Here is a 21,895-nt window from a genome sequence, read left to right on the forward strand (position 1 = left end):
GCCCCTGCCGCGGCATCGCAGGCGAACCCTCGCGGCAACTGAGGTCACCCGCCTGGTTCCAGGACGAACGGTGCCCGCGTGTCACCGGTCCGCGCTCGTGCATCGCGACGTCAGCGTCCGCGGGAGGTGGATGCCGAGGAGGTGCAGGAGCCCTCGGAGATCCTGCGCGCCGTGAGTGGCGCTGATCTGGGGCGATGGGGAGTGCACGAGGGACTTCGGCTGGCGTGGCGAGTGTATTCGATGTTTCACGTGAAACACACACCGGAGTCGATGCTCTTCGACCGGGAGCGCCAGCGGGTGCAGGAGCGGGAGCGGGCGTGGGCTGCGCCGGCGAACCCGCTCGTCCACCCTGATCTTCGCCGTGGGCAGTGAAGGTGAGTCATAGTGGCAGCGTGGTTCGGTCACGCGTCGGTGGGAACAAGGAGTGTTTCACGTGAAGCACTCCTTGTTTATGCCGCTGCTTTTTGGTCTTAGGCGTCGCGGTGTACTTCGCGAAGTTCACTTGCCGGCCTGCGCGATCCGAGTCGCAATCGACACAGGTGTTGAACCGGTGTCGCGGTCGCATGCGACTTCTCGTCGTGAGTATGGGAGGTGACCGGGTGTCACTGCCCGGTCGGCCCGTTCGAGGGTTTGGTGGATCGGCATGGTGTTTCACGTGAAACGCTTCTGACGCGGGAGCAGTGGTCCGCTCATAGGGCTCGACACCCGCCGTGAGCGTCACTATCCGCTCCGGCAGTCCGGGGGATGGGTGGATCGGCGTCGTGTTTCACGTGAAACGCTTCTGGTGAAGGAGCTGTGGTTTGCTCATAGGGCTCGACGCCCGCCGCGAGCGTCACTCCCCCTGTTCGGCCTGGGCCGGGTCAACGAAGTCGCCGGGCATTGAGCCTGCGCGGCGAGATCTCATGAAGGCGCGGGCATGCGTCATGTGCACGTCCCTGGAGTAGATCCTTTTCAGTGAGAGGTATCTATCCACCCCGGTTGACAGTGGTGACAATGCTCTGTCGACCGCACCGAGCCGGAGGGACCGGACCGATCCGAGTAGTCAGGGCGGGCGGGGTGCTATCTCGTTATGTCTTCAGCTGCGCTTTCAATAGGGGATCCTTTGAGCATGTTTCACGTGAAACGCACCTCTCTGCCCCTCGGGGGAGAGACCCTCGTCCGGAGTGACTCGTTCGTCCAGCGTCAGTGGAGTCGGCGAAATACCTGAACGTAGTGCCGCGATTCGAGATCTGGTCGTGCCGCTGACACGCCTTCGCGACCTTCCAATCAGCCCGGCTGCCTACGTGCATAGTGGCTGTTCGTAGCCGCGATAACGGTGCTCGTGGCGTGAGGAGTCGAACCGCGACAGGTGGCGGTGAGGTGTGACCACATCTAACACGCACCATCTGGGTATGGGACGGGTGTTTCACGTGAAACGTCATTGTGAGAAGCGTCGTCTACCCCAGAAGGCTCGAGTGCGCCCGCACCAGTCGGCGCGTACAGCCATGAGATGGCGATAACAGTGGCAGCCGAGAGGGTTCGTACCTCTTAGCGATGCCGCGGTGCGTTGCGGCATCGTCTCCTCACCAGAGGAACATGGAGGAGTCCTTTGGAGCGTGCTTCCACACACCCAGCGGAACCGCAGGGTCGTGTTGGGAGTGTCACACGTCCGTTGTGTCCTATGGCGAACGAGCCGTAGGCGCGAGATTGGAGGTCTGGACCTGATTGGGGGGGAGGGGCTGCACAGAGGATGATCATCAAGGGCGTTTCACGTGAAACATCGCGCTCACGTGAAGCAGCTGTCTCACGTGGAACACCGTGGTCGCGTGACTCTCATATACGTGACTCGAGCGGTCCGATCAGATTCTGAGTGCGACTGGGACTATGGGCCGCGGGAGTTCGAGCCCCACAGGAGGCCACCTCTTGGGGTTACGTGAAGTGCAGGCGACCCGTTTTAATCGCGGGATGTGCGATCCCACGACGGTGGGTGGTCGGGCTTTCCGGCCTTGGTGGCTGACCCAAGCACGGGGAAGTGGGGATACGCGCTGGGTAGGAGGCCGTTCCTATTCCGAAGACTCACTTCACGCGTTTGGGGCCAACACACGCTGTGGCAACAGAGGGTAGGTGAGCGATTTGCGAGGCTCTTCAGGACGGCCGAACTACGGAGAGCTCTCGCGCGTAGACCGTGAGCGGCGCGGCCACATCAGGAAAAGGGGTCTCTGACCCAACTACCCCGATGACCGGAGACCGAGTCAGTGCGACGGTGCCCGAGAGCGCCGGAGTCACCCGGCGCATCGATCGTGGAGGAGCCGAACGGAACGCAGGGACCGTCGCGACGATAGGGGTCGACGATAGGGGTCACAGTGAGTCGCGCGATCCGTAGAGGGGCAAGCCAGCCGATGTGCCGTCAGCATGGGTACAGTCGGGTGGCACTGACGCGGAGAGCCAATGTTCCACGTGAAACATCGGTATCGTGAGCACATGGTTCGCTTGCTCATCACTGGTATGTCGGGTGTCGGCAAGTCGAGCGTACTCCGCGAGTTGGAGGAGCGGGGCTACCCCGTGGTCGATACGGACTACGGCCACTGGACCACCGAGGCGGGGCTGTGGGACGACGTTCTCATGGGTGCTCTGTTGGGGGAGAGTACCGAAGTGGTCGTGTCCGGCACCGTCGAGAATCAAGGCGACTTCTACGACCGCTTCGATCACGTGGTTCTGTTGTCGGCGCCCATCGCGGTACTTCTCGACAGGGTACGGCGACGCACCACGAACCCCTACGGCTCGACCGCAGCTGAGCAGGAAGAGATCACGTCGAATCAGGCGTCGGTTGAACCACGGCTCCGTGCGACGGCGACGGTGGAGATCGACGCTACGCAATCCCTCGAATATGTGGTCGATCGGATCGAAGAGCTCTTGCGCGGCGCTGACCGTTCCACGTGAAACACACCGACTTCGTTCGCTCGCGAGGATGCACGCGCGAGAACGATGGCAGAGGCCGACAAGGCTCCGCGGCGCCGACAGGGATGACCCAGCCGTTGTCCCATAGCTGTGCGCAGGCTGCCGGCAGCGCAGCGGATGCGCAGTTCAGGAGGTGATTCGGCTGATCTCCACCGGTATGAGCGCGCATCACAACGATGGTGAGGATGAGCCCAGCCCGCACATCGCGTGCCGCACGGGATGATGCGTTCCTGCTGTTCGACCACTTCGCGTGTGAGGCCCACGATGCAGAGGGCGAGGGCTGGTCACAGTCGGCGATGCTCCAGCGGACGACGACGCAGCCGTGATCCCCCGCCGGCGTGTGTGCAGCCCAGGACGGGAGACGAGACGCCACGCCAAGGCAACACACACAGAGCGTGATCCATCTTCCGTGCCACCATCGTGCACACCATGCGAGGGAGTCGATGATGACGAAGGCGCGGGGACCGCAATCGCGCACATCCACCGGGAGTGAAGGTCCGGGACCAGCTCGTGCTCCGATCCCGCGCACGACGGAGCGCCTCTGAGCCCTACCCATGCTTCGCCCCCAGAACCTGAGCGCGCAGCGGGGCGTGTGCGCCGCGAGACTCGCTGCTCCCGGGCGAGTTGACCCGGAGAGACTCTCGGAAATCGCCACCGATCCCGCCGCCAGCGCCAGCTCCGACGCAGCAACGTCCCCCGCAGCGATTAGAGTGGAGGACGGCCCCGAAAGGAGTGGATGTTTCACGTGAAACAGCCCGAAAAGGCATCACCGAAGGACTCTTTCGGGATGGATACGCCGCTCGCGCGGGAACTCGCCGACCTCTCCGCTCGACGCCGTGCGCTCGAGACGGTGAACATCGATTTCACCGGAGACACTCGCATCCTCACGGTCTCGAACCAGAAGGGCGGTGTCGGCAAGACCACGAGCGCCGTCAACGTCGCTTCGGCACTGGCGGGTCTTGGCGCCAAGGTCCTGGTGATCGACCTCGACCCACAGGGCAACGCATCGACCGCTCTCGGTGTGCCGCACAACGCCGATACCCCGAGTGTGTACGACGTTCTGATCGACGACGTCCCGCTCGCCGACATCGTGCAGCAGAGCCCGGAAGACGAGAACCTCTTCTGCGCTCCGAGCACCATCCACCTCGCCGGGGCTGAGATCGAGCTCGTGGCTCAGGTCGCGCGTGAGCATCGCCTGCGACGAGCGCTCGACGCTTATCTCGTCGACAGCCCGATGGATTTCGTCATCATCGACTGCCCTCCTTCTCTGGGTCTGCTCACGATCAACGCCTTCACGGCGGCGAGTGAGGTCTTCATCCCGATCCAGTGCGAGTACTACGCACTCGAGGGGCTGAGCCAGCTTCTCGGCAGCATCCAGATGATCCAGAAGCACCTGAATCCTGGGCTTCATCTCTCCACGATCCTGCTGACGATGTTCGACGGCCGCACGCGGCTGGCGCAGCAGGTCGCTGACGAGGTCCGCACACACTTCCCCGATCAGGTGCTCGACACCGTCATCCCACGCTCGGTGCGGGTGTCGGAGGCACCGAGTTTCGGTCAGACCGTGATCGCCTACGATGGGCAATCCGCCGGCGCCGTCGCGTATCGCGAGGCCGCTGTCGAGATCGCGTCGCGGACGGCGACGCAGAGCAAGGAGAAATGATGGCGAAGCGCACTGGACTGGGTCGGGGCATCGGTGCTCTCATTCCCACAGCAGATCAGTCCGAGCGTCCCGTGGATGTGTTCTTCCCCGGTGCCAACCTGCGTCCGGCGACGGATCAGACCAGCGACCAGCCTGCCGCTGAAGCCGACCTCGAGGTCGTGCCCGGCATCCACCTGATTCAGGTCGACCCGCAGAAGATCGTGCCGAACCCGCGCCAGCCGCGTACGCACTTCAATGCGGAGGATCTCGCGGAGCTTGTGCACAGCGTGCGCGAGTTCGGCGTGCTGCAGCCGGTCGTGGTGCGCAAGAACAGTGACGGCGAGTACGAGCTGATCATGGGGGAGCGGCGCACCCGCGCTGCCCGTGAAGCCGGCCTGGAGAAGATCCCCGCCATCGTCCGCGAGACAGCCGACGAAGATCTCCTGCGCGACGCACTGCTCGAGAACCTGCACCGCTCCGAGCTGAACCCCCTCGAAGAGGCCTCGGCCTACCAGCAGCTGCTCGAGGACTTCGGCATCACCCAGGAGGAGCTGGCTACTCGGATCGGCCGATCGCGCCCGCAGATCAGCAACACCATCCGCCTGCTCAAGCTGCCCATGCCCGTGCAGCAGCGCGTGGCCGCAGGTGTGCTGACCGCTGGACACGCTCGCGCGATCCTCAGCCTGGAGACGCCGGAGGCGATGCAGCGTCTTGCTGACAAGGTCGTGAACGAAGACCTGTCGGTACGAGCCACCGAGGTCGCCGCGAAGACCGAGCCGGCGAGTCCTGGTCGCACCGCGAAGCCGACCCCCGGCGCCCGCCGAGCCTATCTCGATGAGGTCGCCGGCACCCTCGGGGATCGCCTCAACACCCGGGTCAAGGTCTCGCTGGGTGCACGAAAAGGCCAGGTCATCATCGATTTCGCTTCGATCCAGGACCTGAACCGGATCCTCAGCGAACTCGGCGAATCGGGGTATGGCCCGGCGTGATGCCGCGCCGCAGCCACTGACCGGTCGTAGACTCTCGACATCGCGATGACGAGAGGGATGCCATGTCCAAAGCGCTGAATCCGGAAGGCGTCAGGCGACGCGTCATCGCGGTGAGTATCGCCGCAGCTCTCGGAGGGTTCCTCTTCGGTTTCGACACTGCCGTGATCAACGGCGCCGTCGATGCCCTGGCCGGCGATGTCTCGGGCTTCGACCTCGGGGTCGGGCTCAAGGGCTTCGCCGTCTCGTCGGCTCTGATCGGCTGCGCGGTGGGAGCATGGTTCGCAGGCCCCATCGCGAACAAACGGGGGCGCATCCCCGTGATGGTCGTCGCCGCAGCGATGTTCTTCATCTCGGCGATCGGATCAGGACTCGCCTTCAGCGTCGTCGACCTGATCATCTGGCGGGTCATCGGCGGACTCGGCGTCGGTGCGGCATCCGTCATCGCCCCTGCATACATCGCTGAGGTCTCACCTGCCGCGATTCGAGGACGACTGGGGTCTTTGCAGCAGCTCGCCATCGTCACGGGTATCTTCGCTGCGCTGCTGTCCGACGCCCTGCTCGCGAACATCGCAGGGGCAGCGGACCAGCCCCTGTGGGGGCTCACGGCATGGCGCTGGATGTTCATGGTCGCGGCGATCCCCGCGCTGGTCTACGGGCTGGTGTCTCTGCGGCTTCCGGAGTCACCGAGGTATCTCGTGCGCAAGGGCGATATGACACGTGCCGCAGAGGTGCTGGAGACCGTCACAGGCGCCATCGACGTCGACGCGAAGATCAAAGAGATCACCAGCACGATCGACACGGAGCGCAAGGAGTCGCTGCGCGACCTCCGCGGCAGCCGTCTCGGGCTCAAGCCGATCGTCTGGGTCGGCATCCTGCTGTCGGTGTTCCAGCAGTTCGTCGGCATCAACGTCATCTTCTACTACTCGACGACGCTGTGGCAGTCGGTCGGATTCGACGAGTCGAGCGCTCTGCTGACCTCGGTCATCACGTCGGTGACGAACATCGTGGTGACGATCATCGCGATCCTGCTCGTCGACAAGGTGGGGCGCCGCATCATGCTCCTGGTCGGTTCGGTGGGCATGACAGTGACCCTCGGGCTCATGGCCCTGGCCTTCTCGTTCGGCACTCTCGACGCCGAAGGCGCGGCGACGCTTCCCGATCCATGGGCGACAGTGGCCCTGATCTGCGCCAACGGCTTCGTGGTGTTCTTCGGAGCCACCTGGGGTCCGCTCGTGTGGGTTCTTCTGGGCGAGATCTTCCCGAACTCGATCCGTGCCGGTGCCCTTGCCGTCGCTGCGGCCGCGCAGTGGGCGGCCAACTTCTTCATCTCGACGACGTTCCCGATCTTCGCCGACATCGGCCTCACGTTCGCGTACGGCTTCTACGCGTTCTTCGCTCTGCTGTCGTTCTTCTTCGTGTACTTCAAGGTGCCGGAGACCAAAGGCAAAGAGCTCGAGGAGATGACCGACGAGCTGACGGTGGAGCGCCGGGGCACGCGCAAGGCGACGTAGGCTGGAAGCATGACAGAGTCCGTTCCGCGCCGCGCCAGCCTCGAAGTGCTGAGAGCAGAAGCGTCGGACGAACTCGCCGTGCTGATCCAGGAGAGGCTTCTGAGCGGAGAAGACCCCTGGGAGTTCATGGAGGAGCTGCCGAGCGTCGACGAGCTCGTCGTCTACCTGCTGCGCGCCGACAACATCACGGCGAACGACGGCGTGCGCCCGAACGCCGCCCGGCACTACCGTGTGCTTCGCCAGATCGCGCTGGAGTACCCGGAGCTCACTCCGGCGGTCTGGGGCCTTCTCGACGAGAAGCAGCGCCACCGCCGCTGGGATCCCTCGGTCGCCGACGCCTCCTGAGGGCCGCGGAATCGTGCCTCGGATGCTTGTCGGCTACGACCCCACCTGGCCGGAGCAGTTCGAGAGGATCGCACGGCAGATCCGCGCTCTCGGGGATGCCGACTGGACGATCGAGCACATCGGTTCGACGGCGATCCCGGGGATGCGGGCGAAGCCCATCATCGATGTGGCCGTCAGGATCAGGGACCTCGACGACTTCGAGATCCACAGCCAAGCTCTGCATGCCGGTGGCTGGCGGCGGGGCAGCGCCGTGCGCTCGCATCCGGTGATGATCCTCGAAGCCGACGGCATCCGCAGTGCGATCGCGCACTTCTTCGTCGAGGGGGAGTGGGATGCCGTGCATCAGCGGCTGCTCAGGGACTGGCTGCGGTCGCATCCCGACGATGCCGACCGTTACTCCCACGCCAAGTGCGACGCGGTGGCCGCCGCCGCACGCGGTGCGTCGACTTACAACGCCGCGAAGACTCCCGTGATCCAGGAGATCGTCGACCGAGCGCGCGCAGCCCGAGGACTGCCCTCGGTGCCGGTCTACGACAAGTAGGCGGCACGAAGAAAGGGCCGCCACTCCCGGAGGAGTGACGGCCCGTGTCTACGCGGGATCAGCCGATGAACGCGGCGAGATCCTGCTCGAGGGCCGGCTTCGGCTTGGCGCCGATGATGGTCGTCTTGACCTCACCGCCCTGGAACACCTTCATCGCGGGGATCGAGGTGATCTGGTACTTCATCGCCAGCTGCGGGTTCTCGTCCACGTTCAGCTTGAGGATGGTGATCTTGTCGGGGTTGTCGGCCTGGATCTGGTCCAGCACCGGCGCGACCATGCGACAGGGTCCGCACCACTCGGCCCAGAAGTCCACGAGGACGGGACCTTCGGCCTGCAGAACGTCCTGCTCCCAGGTCGCCTGGCTCGTAGCCTTTGCACTCATCAGAGTTCTCCTTGTTCGAGGTTCGCCTGCTACAACAGCAGACGAGGTGAAACTGTTCCCTGCCGCTCAGGCGGTGATGATCTCGGCGGCCTCCGCAGCCGGGAACTCGACCGAGGCGTCTTCGAGATCGGCCAGGAAGTGCTCGGCGTCGAGGGCCGCGACCGTTCCCGAGCCCGCGGCCGTGATGGCCTGGCGGTAGGTGGGGTCGATGACGTCACCGGCGGCGAAGACACCGGGAACCGACGTGACCGACGAGCGGCCGTCGACCCAGATGGTGCCCTCTGCGGTCAGCTCGAGCTTGTCGTGCACGAGGTGCGTGCGCGGGTCGTTGCCGATCGCGATGAACAGACCGTCGAGGGCGAGATCGCTGAGCGTGCCGTCGACCGTGTTGCGCAGCTGCACGCCCGAGACGGAGTCGCCACCGAGGATCTCGGCGACCTCGCTGTTCCACACGAACTCGATCTTCTCGTTCGCGAACGCGCGCTCCTGCATGATCTTCGACGCACGCAGGGAGTCCTTGCGGTGGATGACGTAGACCTTCTCGGCGAAGCGGGTGAGGAACGTGGCCTCTTCCATCGCCGAGTCGCCGCCGCCGACGACAGCGATCGTCTTCTCTCGGAAGAAGAAGCCGTCGCACGTGGCGCACCACGAGACGCCGTAGCCCGAGAGACGCTCTTCGCCCTCGATGCCGAGCTTGCGGTAGGCCGAGCCGGTCGCGTAGATCAGCGCCTGGGCCTCGTGCACGGTGCCACTGCCCAGCGTGACCTTCTTGACGGGGCCGGCGAGGTCGAGCTCGGTGACGTCGTCGTAGACGACCTCGGTGCCGAACTTCTCAGCCTGCTCCTGGAACTTGGCCATGAGCTCGGGTCCCTGGATCCCCTCGGGGAAGCCGGGGTAGTTCTCGACCTCGGTGGTGTTCATCAGCTCTCCGCCGACCTCGACCGTGCTCGCGATGAGCAGCGGCTTGAGGTTCGCGCGCGCCGCGTAGATGGCGGCGGTGAATCCGGCGGGACCCGAACCGATGATGATGACCTGACGCATGTGCTCTCCGTCGTAGATGCTGAGACGCCGAAAGACGTTCGACTGCTTCAACCAATGGTAGCCGCGCGACATTCCCACGCGAGGAGCGGTCAGCGACCTGGCAGGAACCGCCGCAGCATGGAGCCCGCGACCTTGAGCTCGGGGGCACGCAGCAGGGCCAGGATGCCGATGTAGACCGCCACGACGGCGATGCCGATGATGCAGGTGCCCAGGGCACCGAAGAGCTGACTCCGGAGTGTCCAGCCGTCGTCACCGCCCATGAGGAGGAACACGCCCCAGCCGGCGGCTCCCGCCGGGATCGCCGCGAGAGCGAACCGGCCGATGGACAGCATCCACGACGCGATCTGCAGCCCGCCGATCTTGCGGTGCAGCAACCAGATCGCGAGCAGCGTCTGCGCCGTGCTCGCGATGGACTGGCCGAGGGCGACTGCTGCGGCGAGCAGGCTCGCGGGGAGAACATCGGCGGTGTAGAGGAATGACGCGAGTAGGGCCGTGCCGACGACGAGCGTGCACTGGAAGATCGTGAACCAGAAAGGCGTACGGGTGTCGTCGTAGGCGTAGAACGTCCGCTGCACGATGAACAGGATCGTCAGGGGCAGCAGTCCGATGAGGTACGCGATCAGCACCGGGGCTGCCTGGAACGTCTCGTCTATGGAACGCGTGAACACCCGGGATGCGGGAAGAGCGGCCGCTGCGACCGCGGCGATCGCGGCGATGATGAAGAACACCAGGGTGCGGATGCTGCGGCTGATGTCGGCACGCACCTCGTCGTCCCGACCGGCCGCCGCGTGCTCGCTGATCTGAGTGAAGTACGGGGTGCCGATCGAGAGCACGATCACCGAGTACGGGAGCATGAAGACGAGCCATGCGTTCGCCATCACCGTGGTCGAAGCGTCGGTGCCCGACACCGTCGTAGCGATGCTGGTCTGGAAGAACCCCGCCGCGATGCCGGCGAGAGCCATCAGCAGGGTCCACCCGGCCAGTCGTCCCACAGTGCCGAGGCCCGCGCCTCGCCAGCGGAAGTCTGGGCGGAGCGAGAGGCCGGTGCGCCGCCAGAAGACGAGCAGAACCAGCGCCTGCAGCATGATGCCCAGGGTGGCCGTGCCTCCGAGCATCGCGGTCATCTCGGGCGTCCAGGCGGCGGCTCTCGTAGGCACGTTGCCGAACAGGGCACCGAGCGCCAGGAAGCCGGCGATCGACGCGACGTTGTTGATGACGGGCGCCCACGTGAACGGGCCGAAGATGCGACGCGCATTGAGTGTCTCGCCGAGGAGCGCATAGATGCCGTAGAAGAGGATCTGTGGGAGACACCAATACGCGAGCGCGGTCGCCAGTGCGCGCAGCTCCTGCTGCTTGTCGGACGTCGCGAGGGCGACGAGTCCGGGGGCGGCGATCATCGCGATCGCCGTACAGACGAGGAGCACCACCACGCCCAGCGTGAACATCTTCGAGATGAAGGCGCCGCCGCCATCGGGCTTTGCGGTGGCCTTGACGATCTGGGGCACGATGACAGCCGTCAGCACGCCGACGGAGATCAGTTGAAAGACGCTGTTGGGGAGCTGATTCGCCACCGTGAAGGCGTCGGCAGCCTGAGAGATGGATCCGAGTACTCCGACGAGCACGATGCTTCGGAGGAGGCCCGTCACCCGAGAGACCATGGTGCCGGCCGCGATGACGGCGCTGGCGCGCCCGAGACTACTCATTCATCTCCTCGACGGCATCGGACTCGGATGTCGTCTCCTGTTCGTTCTCAGCGATGGCCTCGCGGCGCCGACGTCGGACGGTGCGGATGATGCCGAGACCGAGAAGCAGCACGATGAGGCCGCCGAAGACTCCGAGACCGATCGCCTCCCATTCGGCCCGCACCGAGACGCGGACGCTCTCCGGCTGACTGATGGGCACGCCGGTGGGGCTCGAGAGCGACAGCGTCAGGGTGACCTCGCCGCTACCGACACGGGCCGATACGGGGACCTTGACCCTCGTGGTGGTTCCGGGCTGGATCGTCCACGGCGTCACCGACTGCACGTCGAGACGCGGGTCGCTCGGCTTGACGCTGAGCTGGATGTTCACCGGCCACGGCAGATCGTTGCGCACCGAGAACGGCAGGTCGGCGTTGGCGGAGAGCAGCTGGATGGTGCTTGCCGGAGGGATGTCGACGGCGTTCAGGGTCTCTGTCGTCGCGATGTTCACGTCGGAGACGGCGTCGTCGAATCCCTTCTCCGTGAGGCCGACCGCAGTCGCCCGCATGATCTGGATGCGCTTGGGGCTCAGCAGCAGCTGACTGTCGTCGAGGATCGTGGAGAAATCGCCGAGCACGATCTCGCTCTCGAGCATCCGCTGCAGAGCCGTCGCACGAGCCTGATCGGGATCGGTCGAGAGCGTCGCCGGAGTCTCCGGGACTGCCAGCACCTCGGCGAGACCGAATCCGAGGGAGTCGACCGACGCGACGGCCTCTCTGAGCGCCTCGGCCGTGCGCGTCTCGTCGCGGTCGAGTCCGATCAGGAGCGGTGCGGTCGGGTTCGACTGGCCCGTCAGGGAGATGTGGGCGCTCGCCTCGGCGAGCCACTGCTGACGCGCGGCGGTGTCGTCTTCCCCTGCGGCCTGCGACAGGGCATCGGATGCTGCAGCCGAGGTGACCAGCACGCTGCGCCCATCCACACCGGCGTGCGCACCGACGGCGCCTTCGATGGCCGACGACGACAGGACCGTGACCGCGCCGTCGCTCATATACGTCGAGAAGACGTCGAGGTCGGCGGCGGACACATCGCTGCGCGGCCACAGGATTCCCGGGGTCGTTCCCTCGATGGCGGTGAGTCCGGCATCATCGGGCAGCACAGGGCCATCGGTGGGCGGCGACGTCGGTTCGTCACTCGGTGTCGGCGCCGGCGTCGGCGCAGTGCCTTCTGACGGCACAGCGCCCTCTGTCGGTACCGAGGCCGGAGTCGGCTCAGCAGTCGCGGTGGGGGTGGGGGTGGGAGTCTCGTCTGCGGGCTCGGTGAAGTTGCTCGGGTTGAGGAACGGCGCGAGCGTCGTGGGCTGCAGGAGCGTGGGAAGGCCAGCCTGAGCCTGCGTGGTGACGTCGGCATCGGCGAACTGCAGAGCGAAGCGCTCGTTGGGCAATGCGTCGAGAAGGCGCAGCCACTCGCGGGCGCTCTGCGGCGCGGAGGATCCGAGCACCCGGATGGCGGCAGGAATCGCCGGGTCGATCGCCAGGATCGCCGAGGTTCCGCGAACTCCTTCGACGGCCGCGGTGAGTGCGCCGTCGGGGGCGGTGAGGGCACTGAGTTCGTCTGCGGTCAGGAGGGCACCGTTGTCGGGCGTGGCCGTGATCGGCACCATCACGGCGATGGGAGGGTTCGCGGCGGCGGTCACGACGAGCACCGTTGTCGACGTCACCGATCGCGCATCGTCCTGAGCATCGGTCTGTGCTCCGCTGAGGGTCGCTCGCAACGGGTAGACGCCGGGGGCGAGGTCGCCCAGAACCTCGGGCGGCAGGAAGAGGCTCGAGGTCACGGATCCCTCGGCGTCGACGGGCGCAGTCGTCTCAGAGCCGAGCTGTTCGAAGCCGCCCGTGGCGTCTGCCTCGTCGAGCCATGTCGAGACGGCGGCCTCGTCGGTGAGGGGGGTGCGGTTGAGCTCCACGGTGACGCGACCGGACGAGAGCTCGGTCCGGGAGTCGTTCTGCACGGTGATCGAGGCCGTCGTCGCGGCCCCAGGAGCGACCGTGCCGCGGACACCGGCAGAGACGAGCAGATCGATCGACGAGCCCTCGGACTCGGCATCGGTGGCGGCGAACGCGCTGCCGGCCCCCGCGCCGGCCAGGCCGAGAACGATCGCCGAGATGACGGATCCGCGTGCCAGGCGGTGCAGGCGCGTGCGGAGGCCGTTCTCGGGGGTGGTCGCGGTCATGAAGGTCTTCCTCGAACGCCGGGGATCCCAGGCTGCTCGTGAGTGCTGACCTTGTGATTCTAGGCGGCTGGCTGAATGAGAACCCTGAAGACGCGTAGAGTGACGGCCGTGTCCGACACCCTCGCCCCCACGCCCGATCCGCTCCGCAGCACCGCGCTCGCCGCGGATCTCGACGACGCGGATCTGCGTTCGGAGCCTCTTCGCCGACTGTGGGGAGAAGAGGAGGACGACGCGCTGGCCAGAGGCATGCGTGAGCCGATCCTGCGCTCGATCGCCGGTGACGGCGGTGTGCTCGCCACGCTCGGCAGGCTGCTGGTGCTCGGAATGCCGCAGCCGCTCGCCGCGGTGACCGCGGCTCTGCCGAGACTCGGCGCCGACGGCCTCGCCGCTCTCGGTCTCGCACGCATCGAGGGGAGCGACGTGGTTCCCACCTCGCTTCTGCGGCCGCAGTCGTTCGTCGACTCGGATGGGTTCGGTGAATGGTGGATCGCCAGCGATCTGGATGAGGTGGCGCTCGACGGCGCGCTTCCGGCGGATCACGTTCTCGGCGTCGGCGGAGCCTCGCGCACCCTCGCCGAGATCATCATGCCGATCGAGGTCGACCGCGCTCTCGATCTGGGCACAGGGTGCGGCATCCAGGCACTTCTGGTCGCTCGCCACGCAGGCTCGGTCGTGGCCACCGACATCTCGGCGCGTGCCCTCGCCTATGCCGAGTTGAACGCCCAGCTGAACGGCGTCACGAACATCGAGTTCCGCCTGGGCAGCATGTTCGACCCGGTGGAGGGGGAGGCGTTCGACCTGATCGTCTCGAACCCGCCCTTCGTGATCACCCCGCGCGCAGAGGGCGTGCCCGAATACGAGTACCGCGACGGAGGGCTCGTCGGCGACGCCCTCGTCGAGCAGTTCCTGCGCGCGGTTCCGTCCTTCCTGACTCCTGGGGGTGTGGCGCAGCTGCTCGGCAACTGGGAGTCACGCGGGGGTCAGGTGGCGTTGACCGGACGTTCCGGTTTCGACCGCCTCTCTTCCTGGGTTCCCGCCGACCTCGACCTGTGGGTGATCCAGCGTGAAGAGCTCTCGCCGCTCGGATACGCAGAACTGTGGATCCGGGATGGGGGCACGACGCCGCGGGATGCCGCGTTCACTCCGCTCCTCACGGCGTGGCTCGATGACTTCACCGCCCGCGGCGTCACCGCGGTCGGATTCGGCTACATCCTGGTGCGCCGGCCGGTTGCCGACGGCATCCCGCTGCGCCGTCTCGAGCGCGTGACGCAACCCGTCTCGAATGTGGGCGCCGCACTGCGCGCGGGCCTCGCCGCACACGATGTCCTCGCGGCCGGACTGCCCGCCACGCTGCTCGTCGCTCCCGACGTCACCGAGGCACGCCATCTGCTCCCCGGCAACGACGACCCGAGCATCATCGAACTCCGACAGGGCGGGGGATTCGCCCGCACGATCACGGTCGATCCCGCGCTCGCCGGTTTCGTCGGAGCGTGCGACGGCGACCTCACCGTCGTGCAGATCGTCTCGGCCCTCGCCGACCTGTTCGAGGTGCCGCTCGTCGAGCTGTGGGCCGACCTCGAACCCCGTATCCGGCAGCTCGTGCTCGACGGCCTGCTGGTTCCGGGGGAGTGATGACGGAATACCGCACCCCATCTATGCGTTCGAATACACCATGAAGGCTTTCGGATTCCTCTCCTTCGGGCACTATGCAGACGTGCCCGGTTCGGCGACCCGCACCGCGGGAGACATGCTGAAGCAGACCATCGAGATCGCGGAGGGTGCAGACGAGATCGGCGTGAACGGCGCCTCGGTGCGCGTTCACCACTGGGCACGGCAGGCCGCCTCGCCCATGCCGCTGCTGTCGGCCATGGCCGCGCGCACGAAGCGCATCGAGGTCGGCACCGGCGTGATCGACATGCGGTACGAGAACCCCTTCCAGTTCGCCGAAGAGGCCGCCGCCCTCGACCTGATCGCCGACGGGCGCATCGCGCTCGGCGTGAGCCGGGGGTCACCCGAGACGGCTCTGCGCGGCTACGAGACCTTCGGCTTCCATGACGAGGAAGACCCCGAGCGGGGCAGCGTGATCGCTCGCGAGAAGTTCGATCTCTTCCTCCGTGCCATCGATGGTGAGGGTCTCGCCCCCGGCGACCCCCGCATGGTCGGCGCCGGGCGCTATCTCGCGATCGAGCCGCAGTCGCCGACTCTGCGCGACCACATCTGGTGGGGCTCCGGGTCACGGGCCACGGCTGAGGAGACCGGACGCAAGGGCCTGAACATGATGAGCTCCACGCTTCTCACCGAGGCGACAGGCGTGCCTTTCCACCAGCTGCAGCGCGAGCAGATCGACCTCTTCCGCGCCGCCTACAAAGAGGCCGGTCACACCGGTGCACCGCGAGTCTCGGTCAGCCGCAGCGTGTTCCCGCTGGTCTCCGACATGGACAGGGCGTACTTCGGCCTGCGCAGCGAGGAGAACGCCGACCAGATCGGCATCATCGACGGCTTCCGCTCGACGTTCGGCAAGACGTATGCGGCCGAGCCGGACGTGCTCATCCAGCAGCTCCTGGCCGACGAGGCGGTCATGTCGGCAGACACACTGCTGCTGACGATCCCGAACCAGTTGGGGCCCGCCTACAACCTCCACGTGCTCGAGTCGTTCGCGACGCACGTCGCTCCGGCACTCGGCTGGAAGCCGAACACCGAAGGGCCTGTGCAGGGCGATCCGGTCTGACGACCTGTCGGCTCGGGCGACGAAAGGGCGGATGCTGACAGCGTCCGCCCTTTCCTTGTCGCGGACCGCGGATTCCGGGCTGACCGTGCTCTGCGGTGCGGAGGCGTCGGTCAGGCGGGGTGGACGACGCGAAAGCGCTCGCAGATGATCGGCATGTCGGCCTCGAATCCCCGGGGGTTCTCGGAGTGGGCGCGCCAGTACCGCTCGTGCGATTCGCGCCAGTAGGTGAGGGTGCGGTCTCCCTCTCCTTCCGCGTGCGCGTGCTCGTCGGTGACCTCGTCGAAGGGCACAGTACGGACCGCGGTCGTCTCGAGCACGGCGCGCGGAGCGCCGGATCCGTCGAGGATGATGCTCAGCTCTCCGACGTACGGCTCGGGGTCACCCGTCTCGTCGTAGTCCCACTGCGAGGAGGCGGTGCCGGTCTTCACGCCGGCGAGGACGAGCGCGAGCAGAGAATCGGCATGGTCGGGCGTCGCGCCGAAGGCCCAGGCGCCGGGCGTCTGCTCCGGAAGCGCAGGATTCTCTGCGCGGACATGGTTCCAGAAGGCGGTGAGCGCGGCACTGTCGGTCATGCGGCAAGCCTATTGCCGTGCTACTTGGCCGCGGGGCCGAACAGCTCCTCGCCGTGCTCGTGCAGCAGCCGGTAGGCGTCGGCGAACGTCTCGGGCTCGGGTTCGCCCGGCTTGCCGTACTTGGCGATCAGCAGACCGAGCAGACCTCGGGCAGGCGGGGTGAGCGGTTTCATCTCGGTGGGGTCACCGGGCTTCGGCTCCGCACGCTCGGGGTTCGGCGGCGTGTAGGCGGGTGTCGTGACGGGCCAGTCGGCGGGATGCCGGGGCTGGTCGAGGTTCACGGCGGCGAAGAGCGTGTTCGCCGACTGGTCGCGGTCGTTGAGCGGCTTCAGGCCGTGCAGGCGCGAGAGGGTGGCCGTGACCGACCCGTGGTGCATCTCGTCGTGGACGATGGTTCCTCGACGCGTGTACGCCGACACCGCGATCGCCGGCACACGGCATCCGAGTCGATCGAACGTGAAACCCATCTCGCCCGCCCCGGTGTCCTTCGTCGGCTTCGTCGCCGAGGGGGGAGGCACATGGTCGTAGCACCCGCCGTGCTCGTCGAAGGTGATGAGCAGCAGGGTGTTGACCGCGTTCGAGCCCTGGGGCGACGCGCTGGTGCGCACCGCCTCGTAGATGTCGTGGATCAGACGGTCTCCGGCCCGGACATCGGAGATCGCGCTGTCGTAGACGGGCTCGCCGTCGACGACACTCTCGCGAGGCGACCCGAACGGCGGGTGGAAGTCGTTGTGGTCGTAGACCATGCGCGGTTCGATGAACGCGTATGCCGGCAGGGTGCCGTTCTTCGCCTCTGCGTAGAAGTCCTCCATCGTGCCGAAGTGCTCGGTGCGCCAGTACTTCTCGAGCACTGCGGCGTGCAGCATCCCCGTGAACGACACCAGCTGGAGCTTGTCGATGTAGATCTTCCAGCTGACCTTCTCGTCTTCGAGCCGATTGAACACCGTCGGCGCCGCAGGGGCGTCGAGCCACTTGCGGTAGCCGCCGCCCGCCTGGTTGGTGACGAAGCCGTGCGAGGTCGACGCGTGGAAGAACGACCGGTTGCAGAACGTCTGCGACGGAACCCCGGCATACCAGTGGTCGAACACCGCGAACTCGGAGGCGAGCGTCGACAGCACGGGCAGCATCTCAGGGGAGAAGGAGCCCATGATGTGCGCGGCCTCCTCGGGCTTGGGCTCGACGCCCTTGCGCAGGCGGCGGAAGTTGATGATGTAATCCTCGAGGAACCCCGACATCGTCGCCTTCTCGCCGTGTGTCGGTGCGTTGAACGGGGCCGACATCTGATCGACGAACAGGTCGGCGTTGTCCTTCGGGTCGACCGTGCCGAAGATCTGCGTGTTGACGTGCGGATACTCCTCGCCCGGGTCGGGGTCGGGCAGGCTCATGATCCGGTCGGTGTCTCCGGTGTAGACGTGTGCGTCGACGACCGTGCCGTCGGCCGCGGTGTTGCTGTGCGTGCCGAAAGCGAGACCCTCGAACTTCTCGCCTTTCGGAAGCGTCTCCTTTGAGTACAGATAGCCGAGCAGGTTGTCGAACGACCGGTTCTCGCCCATCACCACGACGAGGTGGTCGAAGCCGGGTTCGCTGCGCGGAGTCAGCGCGGCGAACGGATCGGGGTCGGAGGCGAAGCCCTTTCGCTGATTCGCGACGTTCACACCGATCGCCGCACCTCCGGCGCCGCCGATCACGGCGCCGGCCAGTGCGGCGCCGCCCATCTTGAGGAATCCTCGCCGGGAGGGCTCAGGCGCGGTGGGGGACTCGCTCTGTTCTCCGGTCACGATGCCGATCCTAGGACGCGGAGGGTGTCGACGCACGGGATGCGGAACGCGGCGCCGCTACGGTGGGGGGCATGAGCTACGCAGGAGAGTCCTCGATCGAGGCGCGCGTCCGGGCGGTCAACGCCGATTTCGGTCGCCGTCAGACGCGGCTGTTCGTCACGTTCGCGCTGATCGAGGGCCCGGTGCTGCTTCTCCTCGCTGTCGCGATCTACGGCTTCGAGCTGATCGACCCCGAGATCGGGATCTGGTTCATCGTCGCCGTCGCGGTGATCGGCGGGTTCCTGATGAGCATGCTCCTCATGCGGCTGGTGCAGGCGAGAGCTCGCGCGGTCGCGCAGGCCAAGGGCGAGAACCCCTTGTTCTGACACCCTGCCCGGACACACCAGCCGCCGACGGATGACACCCGCACCCCGGTACGCTGGAACCCATGCTCAATATGGCTGACGGCCTCGTCCGTCTCGGCGCGCTCGCCGAGAACCCGGTCGTCCGCACCCTCGCCGGGGCGTTCGAGGCAGCGGGCTTCGACCTCGCCGTGGTCGGCGGACCCGTGCGTGACGCGCTGATCGGCAGGCCGACGCACGACCTCGACTTCACGACGAACGCGATGCCGGACGACATCCTGCGCATCGTCAAGCCGATCTCGACCGCCCAGTGGGACATCGGCCGCGCATTCGGCACCATCGGCGCGCGTGTGCAGGGCGAACAGGTCGAGGTCACGACGTACCGGGCCGACAGCTATGACGGCGTGACCCGCAAGCCGACCGTCGAGTTCGGCGACACGATCGAGGCCGACCTGCACCGACGCGACTTCACCGTCAACGCGATGGCGCTGCTCGTGCCGGCTGTGAAGCTCGTGGACCCGACCGGGGGAGTCGAAGACCTCATCGCAGGTGTCCTGCGCACGCCGGCGAGCCCTCACGTGTCGTTCGGCGACGACCCGCTGCGCATGCTGCGCGCCGCGCGCTTCAGCGCTCAGCTCGGCTTCCGCATCGACGACGACACGTTCGACGCGATCACTCAGCTGCGAGCGACTCTCGAGATCGTGAGCCCGGAGCGCATCCAGTCGGAGCTCGTGCGGCTCATGCAGACCGACGACCCCGTGCGCGGCATCCGCGTGCTCGTCGAGACAGGTCTGATCGAGGAGTTCCTGCCCGAGGTGAGCGCTCTGCGGCTCGAGGTCGACGAGCACCACCACCACAAGGACGTCTACGAGCACTCGCTCACGGTGCTCAACCAGGCGATCTCGCTCGAGCAGTCGCGCAACCCCGGGGCTGAACCTGACGTCGCACTGCGCATCGCCGCGCTTCTGCACGACATCGGCAAGCCCCGCACTCGCAAGCTCGAAGACGGCGGCGTCGTCACCTTCCACCACCACGACGTGGTCGGGGCGAGAATGGCGCGCAAGCGTCTGCAGGCGCTGCGGTTCGACACGGACACGACCGAGGCCGTGTCGAAGCTGATCGAACTGCATCTGCGGTTCTTCGGCTACGCCGAGGGCGCCTGGACGGATGCCGCGGTGCGCCGCTACGTGCGCGATGCGGGCGACCAGCTCGAACGCCTGCACATCCTCACTCGCGCCGACGTCACCACGCGGAACAAGCGCAAGGCAGGGCGGCTCGCCTCGGCCTACGACGACATCGAGTCGCGCATCGCCGCGTTGCGCGAGCAGGAGGAGCTCGACTCCATCCGCCCGGAGCTCGACGGCAACCAGATCCAGAGCATCCTCGGCATCGCGCCCGGCCGCGAGGTCGGCGAGGCCTACCGATTCCTGCTCGAGCTGCGCCTCGACGAGGGTGTCATCGGAACGGATGCCGCTGAGCAGCGCCTTCGCGAATGGTGGGCCGCCCGGGCCTGAGCTCGCTCCGCGGGCGGGCACACCTGGGGATGCCCGTACGGCAGGTGCATGCCCAGAACACGCATGTCACCCTGCATCCGTGATCCGAGCATTCACCTGCGCGTGGATCTGAGTGCGCAACCGGAATATCGCGGGTACCGCCCGCGGCATCCGGCTCCTACACTGAGGTAACGCTCCACCGACGACGAATGGAGACGCCGTGGTTGTGTCGTGGCAGGTGTCACGTGATGGCCCTCCTGAGGCCTCTCGTCTCCTGATCGAGCGCGCGCATGAAGAGCTGATCGCCGGCAACCTCGAAGATCATCGACTGCAGCAGGTGCGTCCTCTCGTCCGTGAGTCGTGGGTGCGGTCGTGGCGAGGCCGGGTCGGGCCCGAGGAGGCGCCGCGGATCGAGCTGGTGACCGAGGAGCTCGAGGCCTATCGACTCGCGCATCCGCTCGCATCCGCCATGGACATGATCCGCGCGCTGCTCCTGCCCGGCACCCCCGAGGAGGCGGGGGTCGTCGTCGCCGTGGGCGATCAGGCCGGTCGGCTGCTGTGGATCGAAGGCGACCGCCAACTGCAGTCGCTCACCGAGGGCATGGGATTCGTCGCCGGCGCGAACTGGGCAGAGAACGCCGTCGGCACGACGGCACCGGGCACGGCTCTCACCCTCGATCAGTCGGTGCAGATCCGCGGGGCCGAGCACTACAACCGGCTGGTGCATCCGTGGTCGTGCACCGCGGCACCGGTCCGCGACCCCGAGACGCGGCGGGTGCTCGGAGTGATCGATGTCACGGGTGGTGACGAGGTCGTCTCGACCCAGGCGCGGTTGCTGGTCGACGCCACGGCGCGCGCCGTCGAGTCCGAGCTGATGGTGGCGCGGCTTCGGGCGCGCAGCGAGGCCCCACGCCCCGCGACGTTCTCGTCGCGCGCCAAGCCCACGACCCGCGCGACCCTGCACGTGCTCGGGCGAGACAGAGCGCGTCTCGAGACCGAGACCGAGCTCGAGGAGTCGATGATCGAGCTGAGCGCCCGACATGCCGCGATCCTGCTCATGCTCGCAGTGAACCGCCAGGGCCTGTCTGCCGAGCGACTGAGCGAACTCGTGTACGGACCCGAAGCGTCTGCCGACACGCTGCGTCCTGAGATGGTGCGCCTGCGCAAGGTTCTCGAGAAGCACGCGCCCAGCCTCGTTCCGGAGTCCCGGCCCTACCGACTGACGGTGCCGCTCGAGACCGATGCGCACGACGTGCTCTCGCTGCTCGACCGAGGCGCACATCGTGTCGCCCTCACCGCCTATCGCGGCCCTGTGCTTCCCGAGTCGACCTCGCCGGGTGTGGAGGAGTTCCGTGAGTCGGTGAGAGCGGCGCTGCGCGAGACGATGCTGTCGGAGGCGAGCCTCGACGTTCTGTTGGAATACGCGGAGATCCCGGAAGGGCAGGGGGATGCCGCGGCGCTGCGTCTCGCTCTCGAGATGCTGCCGGCCCGGTCTCCGAAGCGCGCCGGACTCGTCGCGCGCATCGAACGCATCGAAGATCGCTGACCCGGGGTCATCCGGCTGACGGATCCCCGCCCGGCCGCCCACACGCCGACGGCATACCCGCCATCCGGGGAAGTATCAGCCGTTCGACGGATGCCGCCATGCCCGCCCCGCAACCGTTCGCAACGTTGCGCATCGGGACG

At 66.8% G+C, this 21,895-nt stretch carries 19 protein-coding genes; 13 read left to right on the plus strand and 6 right to left on the minus strand.

Features of this window, described 5'->3' with window-relative positions:
* Window positions 1–249: 249 nt before the first annotated feature.
* From OB895_RS12055 to OB895_RS12090, 8 genes are all read left to right on the plus strand, one after another.
* Window positions 250–372, plus strand: coding sequence for a hypothetical protein (locus OB895_RS12055; RefSeq protein WP_311877819.1), 123 nt, complete (start codon window positions 250–252; stop codon window positions 370–372).
* A gap of 2,088 nt (window positions 373–2,460) precedes the next feature.
* Window positions 2,461–2,919 (plus strand): dephospho-CoA kinase, encoded by a 459-nt coding sequence (locus tag OB895_RS12060; RefSeq protein ID WP_042541571.1) that lies wholly within the window; start codon window positions 2,461–2,463, stop codon window positions 2,917–2,919.
* 203 nt (window positions 2,920–3,122) lie between these two features.
* Window positions 3,123–3,263: a hypothetical protein gene (locus OB895_RS12065; protein WP_156145942.1), complete on the plus strand. Its 141-nt coding sequence runs from the start codon at window positions 3,123–3,125 to the stop codon at window positions 3,261–3,263.
* Between the two features lie 461 nt (window positions 3,264–3,724).
* Window positions 3,725–4,600 carry a ParA family protein gene (locus tag OB895_RS12070; protein ID WP_153302272.1) on the plus strand — a complete coding sequence of 292 codons (876 nt, stop codon included), beginning with the start codon at window positions 3,725–3,727 and terminating at the stop codon, window positions 4,598–4,600.
* Window positions 4,600–5,568 (plus strand): ParB/RepB/Spo0J family partition protein, encoded by a 969-nt coding sequence (locus OB895_RS12075; RefSeq protein WP_079113844.1) that lies wholly within the window; start codon window positions 4,600–4,602, stop codon window positions 5,566–5,568. The genes OB895_RS12070 and OB895_RS12075 overlap by 1 nt, the downstream gene beginning before the upstream one ends.
* A gap of 62 nt (window positions 5,569–5,630) precedes the next feature.
* Window positions 5,631–7,079 (plus strand): sugar porter family MFS transporter, encoded by a 1,449-nt coding sequence (locus tag OB895_RS12080; RefSeq protein ID WP_056374976.1) that lies wholly within the window; start codon window positions 5,631–5,633, stop codon window positions 7,077–7,079.
* A gap of 9 nt (window positions 7,080–7,088) precedes the next feature.
* Window positions 7,089–7,424: a hypothetical protein gene (locus tag OB895_RS12085; RefSeq protein ID WP_042541545.1), complete on the plus strand. Its 336-nt coding sequence runs from the start codon at window positions 7,089–7,091 to the stop codon at window positions 7,422–7,424.
* A gap of 22 nt (window positions 7,425–7,446) precedes the next feature.
* Window positions 7,447–7,965 carry a GrpB family protein gene (locus tag OB895_RS12090; protein ID WP_042541544.1) on the plus strand — a complete coding sequence of 173 codons (519 nt, stop codon included), beginning with the start codon at window positions 7,447–7,449 and terminating at the stop codon, window positions 7,963–7,965.
* Between the two features lie 58 nt (window positions 7,966–8,023).
* Here OB895_RS12090 and trxA read toward each other — a convergent pair whose 3' ends face one another.
* From trxA to OB895_RS12110, 4 genes are all read right to left on the minus strand, one after another.
* Window positions 8,024–8,347 (minus strand): thioredoxin, encoded by a 324-nt coding sequence (gene trxA / locus OB895_RS12095; protein ID WP_042541543.1) that lies wholly within the window; start codon window positions 8,345–8,347, stop codon window positions 8,024–8,026.
* Between the two features lie 66 nt (window positions 8,348–8,413).
* Complete coding sequence (gene trxB, locus OB895_RS12100) at window positions 8,414–9,388, minus strand: thioredoxin-disulfide reductase (RefSeq protein WP_042541570.1); 975 nt, start codon at window positions 9,386–9,388, stop codon at window positions 8,414–8,416.
* An 89-nt stretch (window positions 9,389–9,477) separates the two neighbouring features.
* Window positions 9,478–11,091 carry a murein biosynthesis integral membrane protein MurJ gene (gene murJ / locus OB895_RS12105; protein ID WP_056374975.1) on the minus strand — a complete coding sequence of 538 codons (1,614 nt, stop codon included), beginning with the start codon at window positions 11,089–11,091 and terminating at the stop codon, window positions 9,478–9,480.
* Window positions 11,084–13,297: a DUF6049 family protein gene (locus OB895_RS12110; RefSeq protein ID WP_311877828.1), complete on the minus strand. Its 2,214-nt coding sequence runs from the start codon at window positions 13,295–13,297 to the stop codon at window positions 11,084–11,086. Before OB895_RS12110 ends, murJ begins: the two co-directional genes overlap by 8 nt.
* A gap of 99 nt (window positions 13,298–13,396) precedes the next feature.
* Here OB895_RS12110 and OB895_RS12115 point away from each other — a divergent pair, with 99 nt between their 5' ends.
* Both OB895_RS12115 and OB895_RS12120 read left to right on the plus strand, forming a co-directional pair.
* Window positions 13,397–14,929 (plus strand): DUF7059 domain-containing protein, encoded by a 1,533-nt coding sequence (locus tag OB895_RS12115; protein WP_376708814.1) that lies wholly within the window; start codon window positions 13,397–13,399, stop codon window positions 14,927–14,929.
* Window positions 14,930–14,969: 40 nt separating this feature from the next.
* Window positions 14,970–16,025 carry an LLM class flavin-dependent oxidoreductase gene (locus OB895_RS12120; RefSeq protein ID WP_042541541.1) on the plus strand — a complete coding sequence of 352 codons (1,056 nt, stop codon included), beginning with the start codon at window positions 14,970–14,972 and terminating at the stop codon, window positions 16,023–16,025.
* 110 nt (window positions 16,026–16,135) lie between these two features.
* Here OB895_RS12120 and OB895_RS12125 read toward each other — a convergent pair whose 3' ends face one another.
* Both OB895_RS12125 and OB895_RS12130 read right to left on the minus strand, forming a co-directional pair.
* On the minus strand, window positions 16,136–16,597 hold the full coding sequence (locus OB895_RS12125) for an ASCH domain-containing protein (protein ID WP_042541540.1): 462 nt from the start codon (window positions 16,595–16,597) through the stop codon (window positions 16,136–16,138).
* A 20-nt stretch (window positions 16,598–16,617) separates the two neighbouring features.
* The gene (locus tag OB895_RS12130; RefSeq protein ID WP_042541539.1) at window positions 16,618–18,375 is read right to left on the minus strand and encodes an alkaline phosphatase family protein; all 1,758 of its coding nucleotides are present in this window, start codon (window positions 18,373–18,375) and stop codon (window positions 16,618–16,620) included.
* A gap of 71 nt (window positions 18,376–18,446) precedes the next feature.
* Between OB895_RS12130 and OB895_RS12135 the strand changes: the two genes are divergently transcribed.
* The 3 genes from OB895_RS12135 (at window position 18,447) to OB895_RS12145 (ending at window position 21,755) form a co-directional block, all read left to right on the plus strand.
* The gene (locus OB895_RS12135; RefSeq protein ID WP_079113838.1) at window positions 18,447–18,740 is read left to right on the plus strand and encodes a hypothetical protein; all 294 of its coding nucleotides are present in this window, start codon (window positions 18,447–18,449) and stop codon (window positions 18,738–18,740) included.
* Between the two features lie 62 nt (window positions 18,741–18,802).
* A complete protein-coding gene (locus tag OB895_RS12140; protein ID WP_042541537.1) occupies window positions 18,803–20,230 on the plus strand; it encodes a CCA tRNA nucleotidyltransferase in 1,428 nt (475 codons plus the stop codon).
* A gap of 199 nt (window positions 20,231–20,429) precedes the next feature.
* Window positions 20,430–21,755 carry a GAF domain-containing protein gene (locus OB895_RS12145; RefSeq protein WP_042541536.1) on the plus strand — a complete coding sequence of 442 codons (1,326 nt, stop codon included), beginning with the start codon at window positions 20,430–20,432 and terminating at the stop codon, window positions 21,753–21,755.
* The last annotated feature ends 140 nt before the right edge of the window (window positions 21,756–21,895 follow it).

The sequence above is a fragment of the Microbacterium forte genome (assembly GCF_031885415.1).
Classification (GTDB): Bacteria; Actinomycetota; Actinomycetes; order Actinomycetales; family Microbacteriaceae; genus Microbacterium; species Microbacterium forte.

Excerpts from the sequence above, each read along its gene's own strand:
- OB895_RS12060 (WP_042541571.1), top strand. The coding sequence starts at position 2,461 with ATGGTTCGCTTGCTCATCACTGGTATGTCGGGTGTCGGCAAGTCGAGC.
- OB895_RS12065 (WP_156145942.1), top strand. The coding sequence starts at position 3,123 with ATGAGCCCAGCCCGCACATCGCGTGCCGCACGGGATGATGCGTTCCTG.
- OB895_RS12070 (WP_153302272.1), top strand. The coding sequence starts at position 3,725 with ATGGATACGCCGCTCGCGCGGGAACTCGCCGACCTCTCCGCTCGACGC.
- OB895_RS12075 (WP_079113844.1), top strand. The coding sequence starts at position 4,600 with ATGGCGAAGCGCACTGGACTGGGTCGGGGCATCGGTGCTCTCATTCCC.
- OB895_RS12080 (WP_056374976.1), top strand. The coding sequence starts at position 5,631 with ATGTCCAAAGCGCTGAATCCGGAAGGCGTCAGGCGACGCGTCATCGCG.
- OB895_RS12085 (WP_042541545.1), top strand. The coding sequence starts at position 7,089 with ATGACAGAGTCCGTTCCGCGCCGCGCCAGCCTCGAAGTGCTGAGAGCA.
- OB895_RS12090 (WP_042541544.1), top strand. The coding sequence starts at position 7,447 with ATGCTTGTCGGCTACGACCCCACCTGGCCGGAGCAGTTCGAGAGGATC.
- trxA (WP_042541543.1), bottom strand. The coding sequence starts at position 8,347 with ATGAGTGCAAAGGCTACGAGCCAGGCGACCTGGGAGCAGGACGTTCTG.
- trxB (WP_042541570.1), bottom strand. The coding sequence starts at position 9,388 with ATGCGTCAGGTCATCATCATCGGTTCGGGTCCCGCCGGATTCACCGCC.
- murJ (WP_056374975.1), bottom strand. The coding sequence starts at position 11,091 with ATGAGTAGTCTCGGGCGCGCCAGCGCCGTCATCGCGGCCGGCACCATG.
- OB895_RS12110 (WP_311877828.1), bottom strand. The coding sequence starts at position 13,297 with ATGACCGCGACCACCCCCGAGAACGGCCTCCGCACGCGCCTGCACCGC.
- OB895_RS12120 (WP_042541541.1), top strand. The coding sequence starts at position 14,970 with ATGAAGGCTTTCGGATTCCTCTCCTTCGGGCACTATGCAGACGTGCCC.
- OB895_RS12125 (WP_042541540.1), bottom strand. The coding sequence starts at position 16,597 with ATGACCGACAGTGCCGCGCTCACCGCCTTCTGGAACCATGTCCGCGCA.
- OB895_RS12135 (WP_079113838.1), top strand. The coding sequence starts at position 18,447 with ATGAGCTACGCAGGAGAGTCCTCGATCGAGGCGCGCGTCCGGGCGGTC.
- OB895_RS12140 (WP_042541537.1), top strand. The coding sequence starts at position 18,803 with ATGCTCAATATGGCTGACGGCCTCGTCCGTCTCGGCGCGCTCGCCGAG.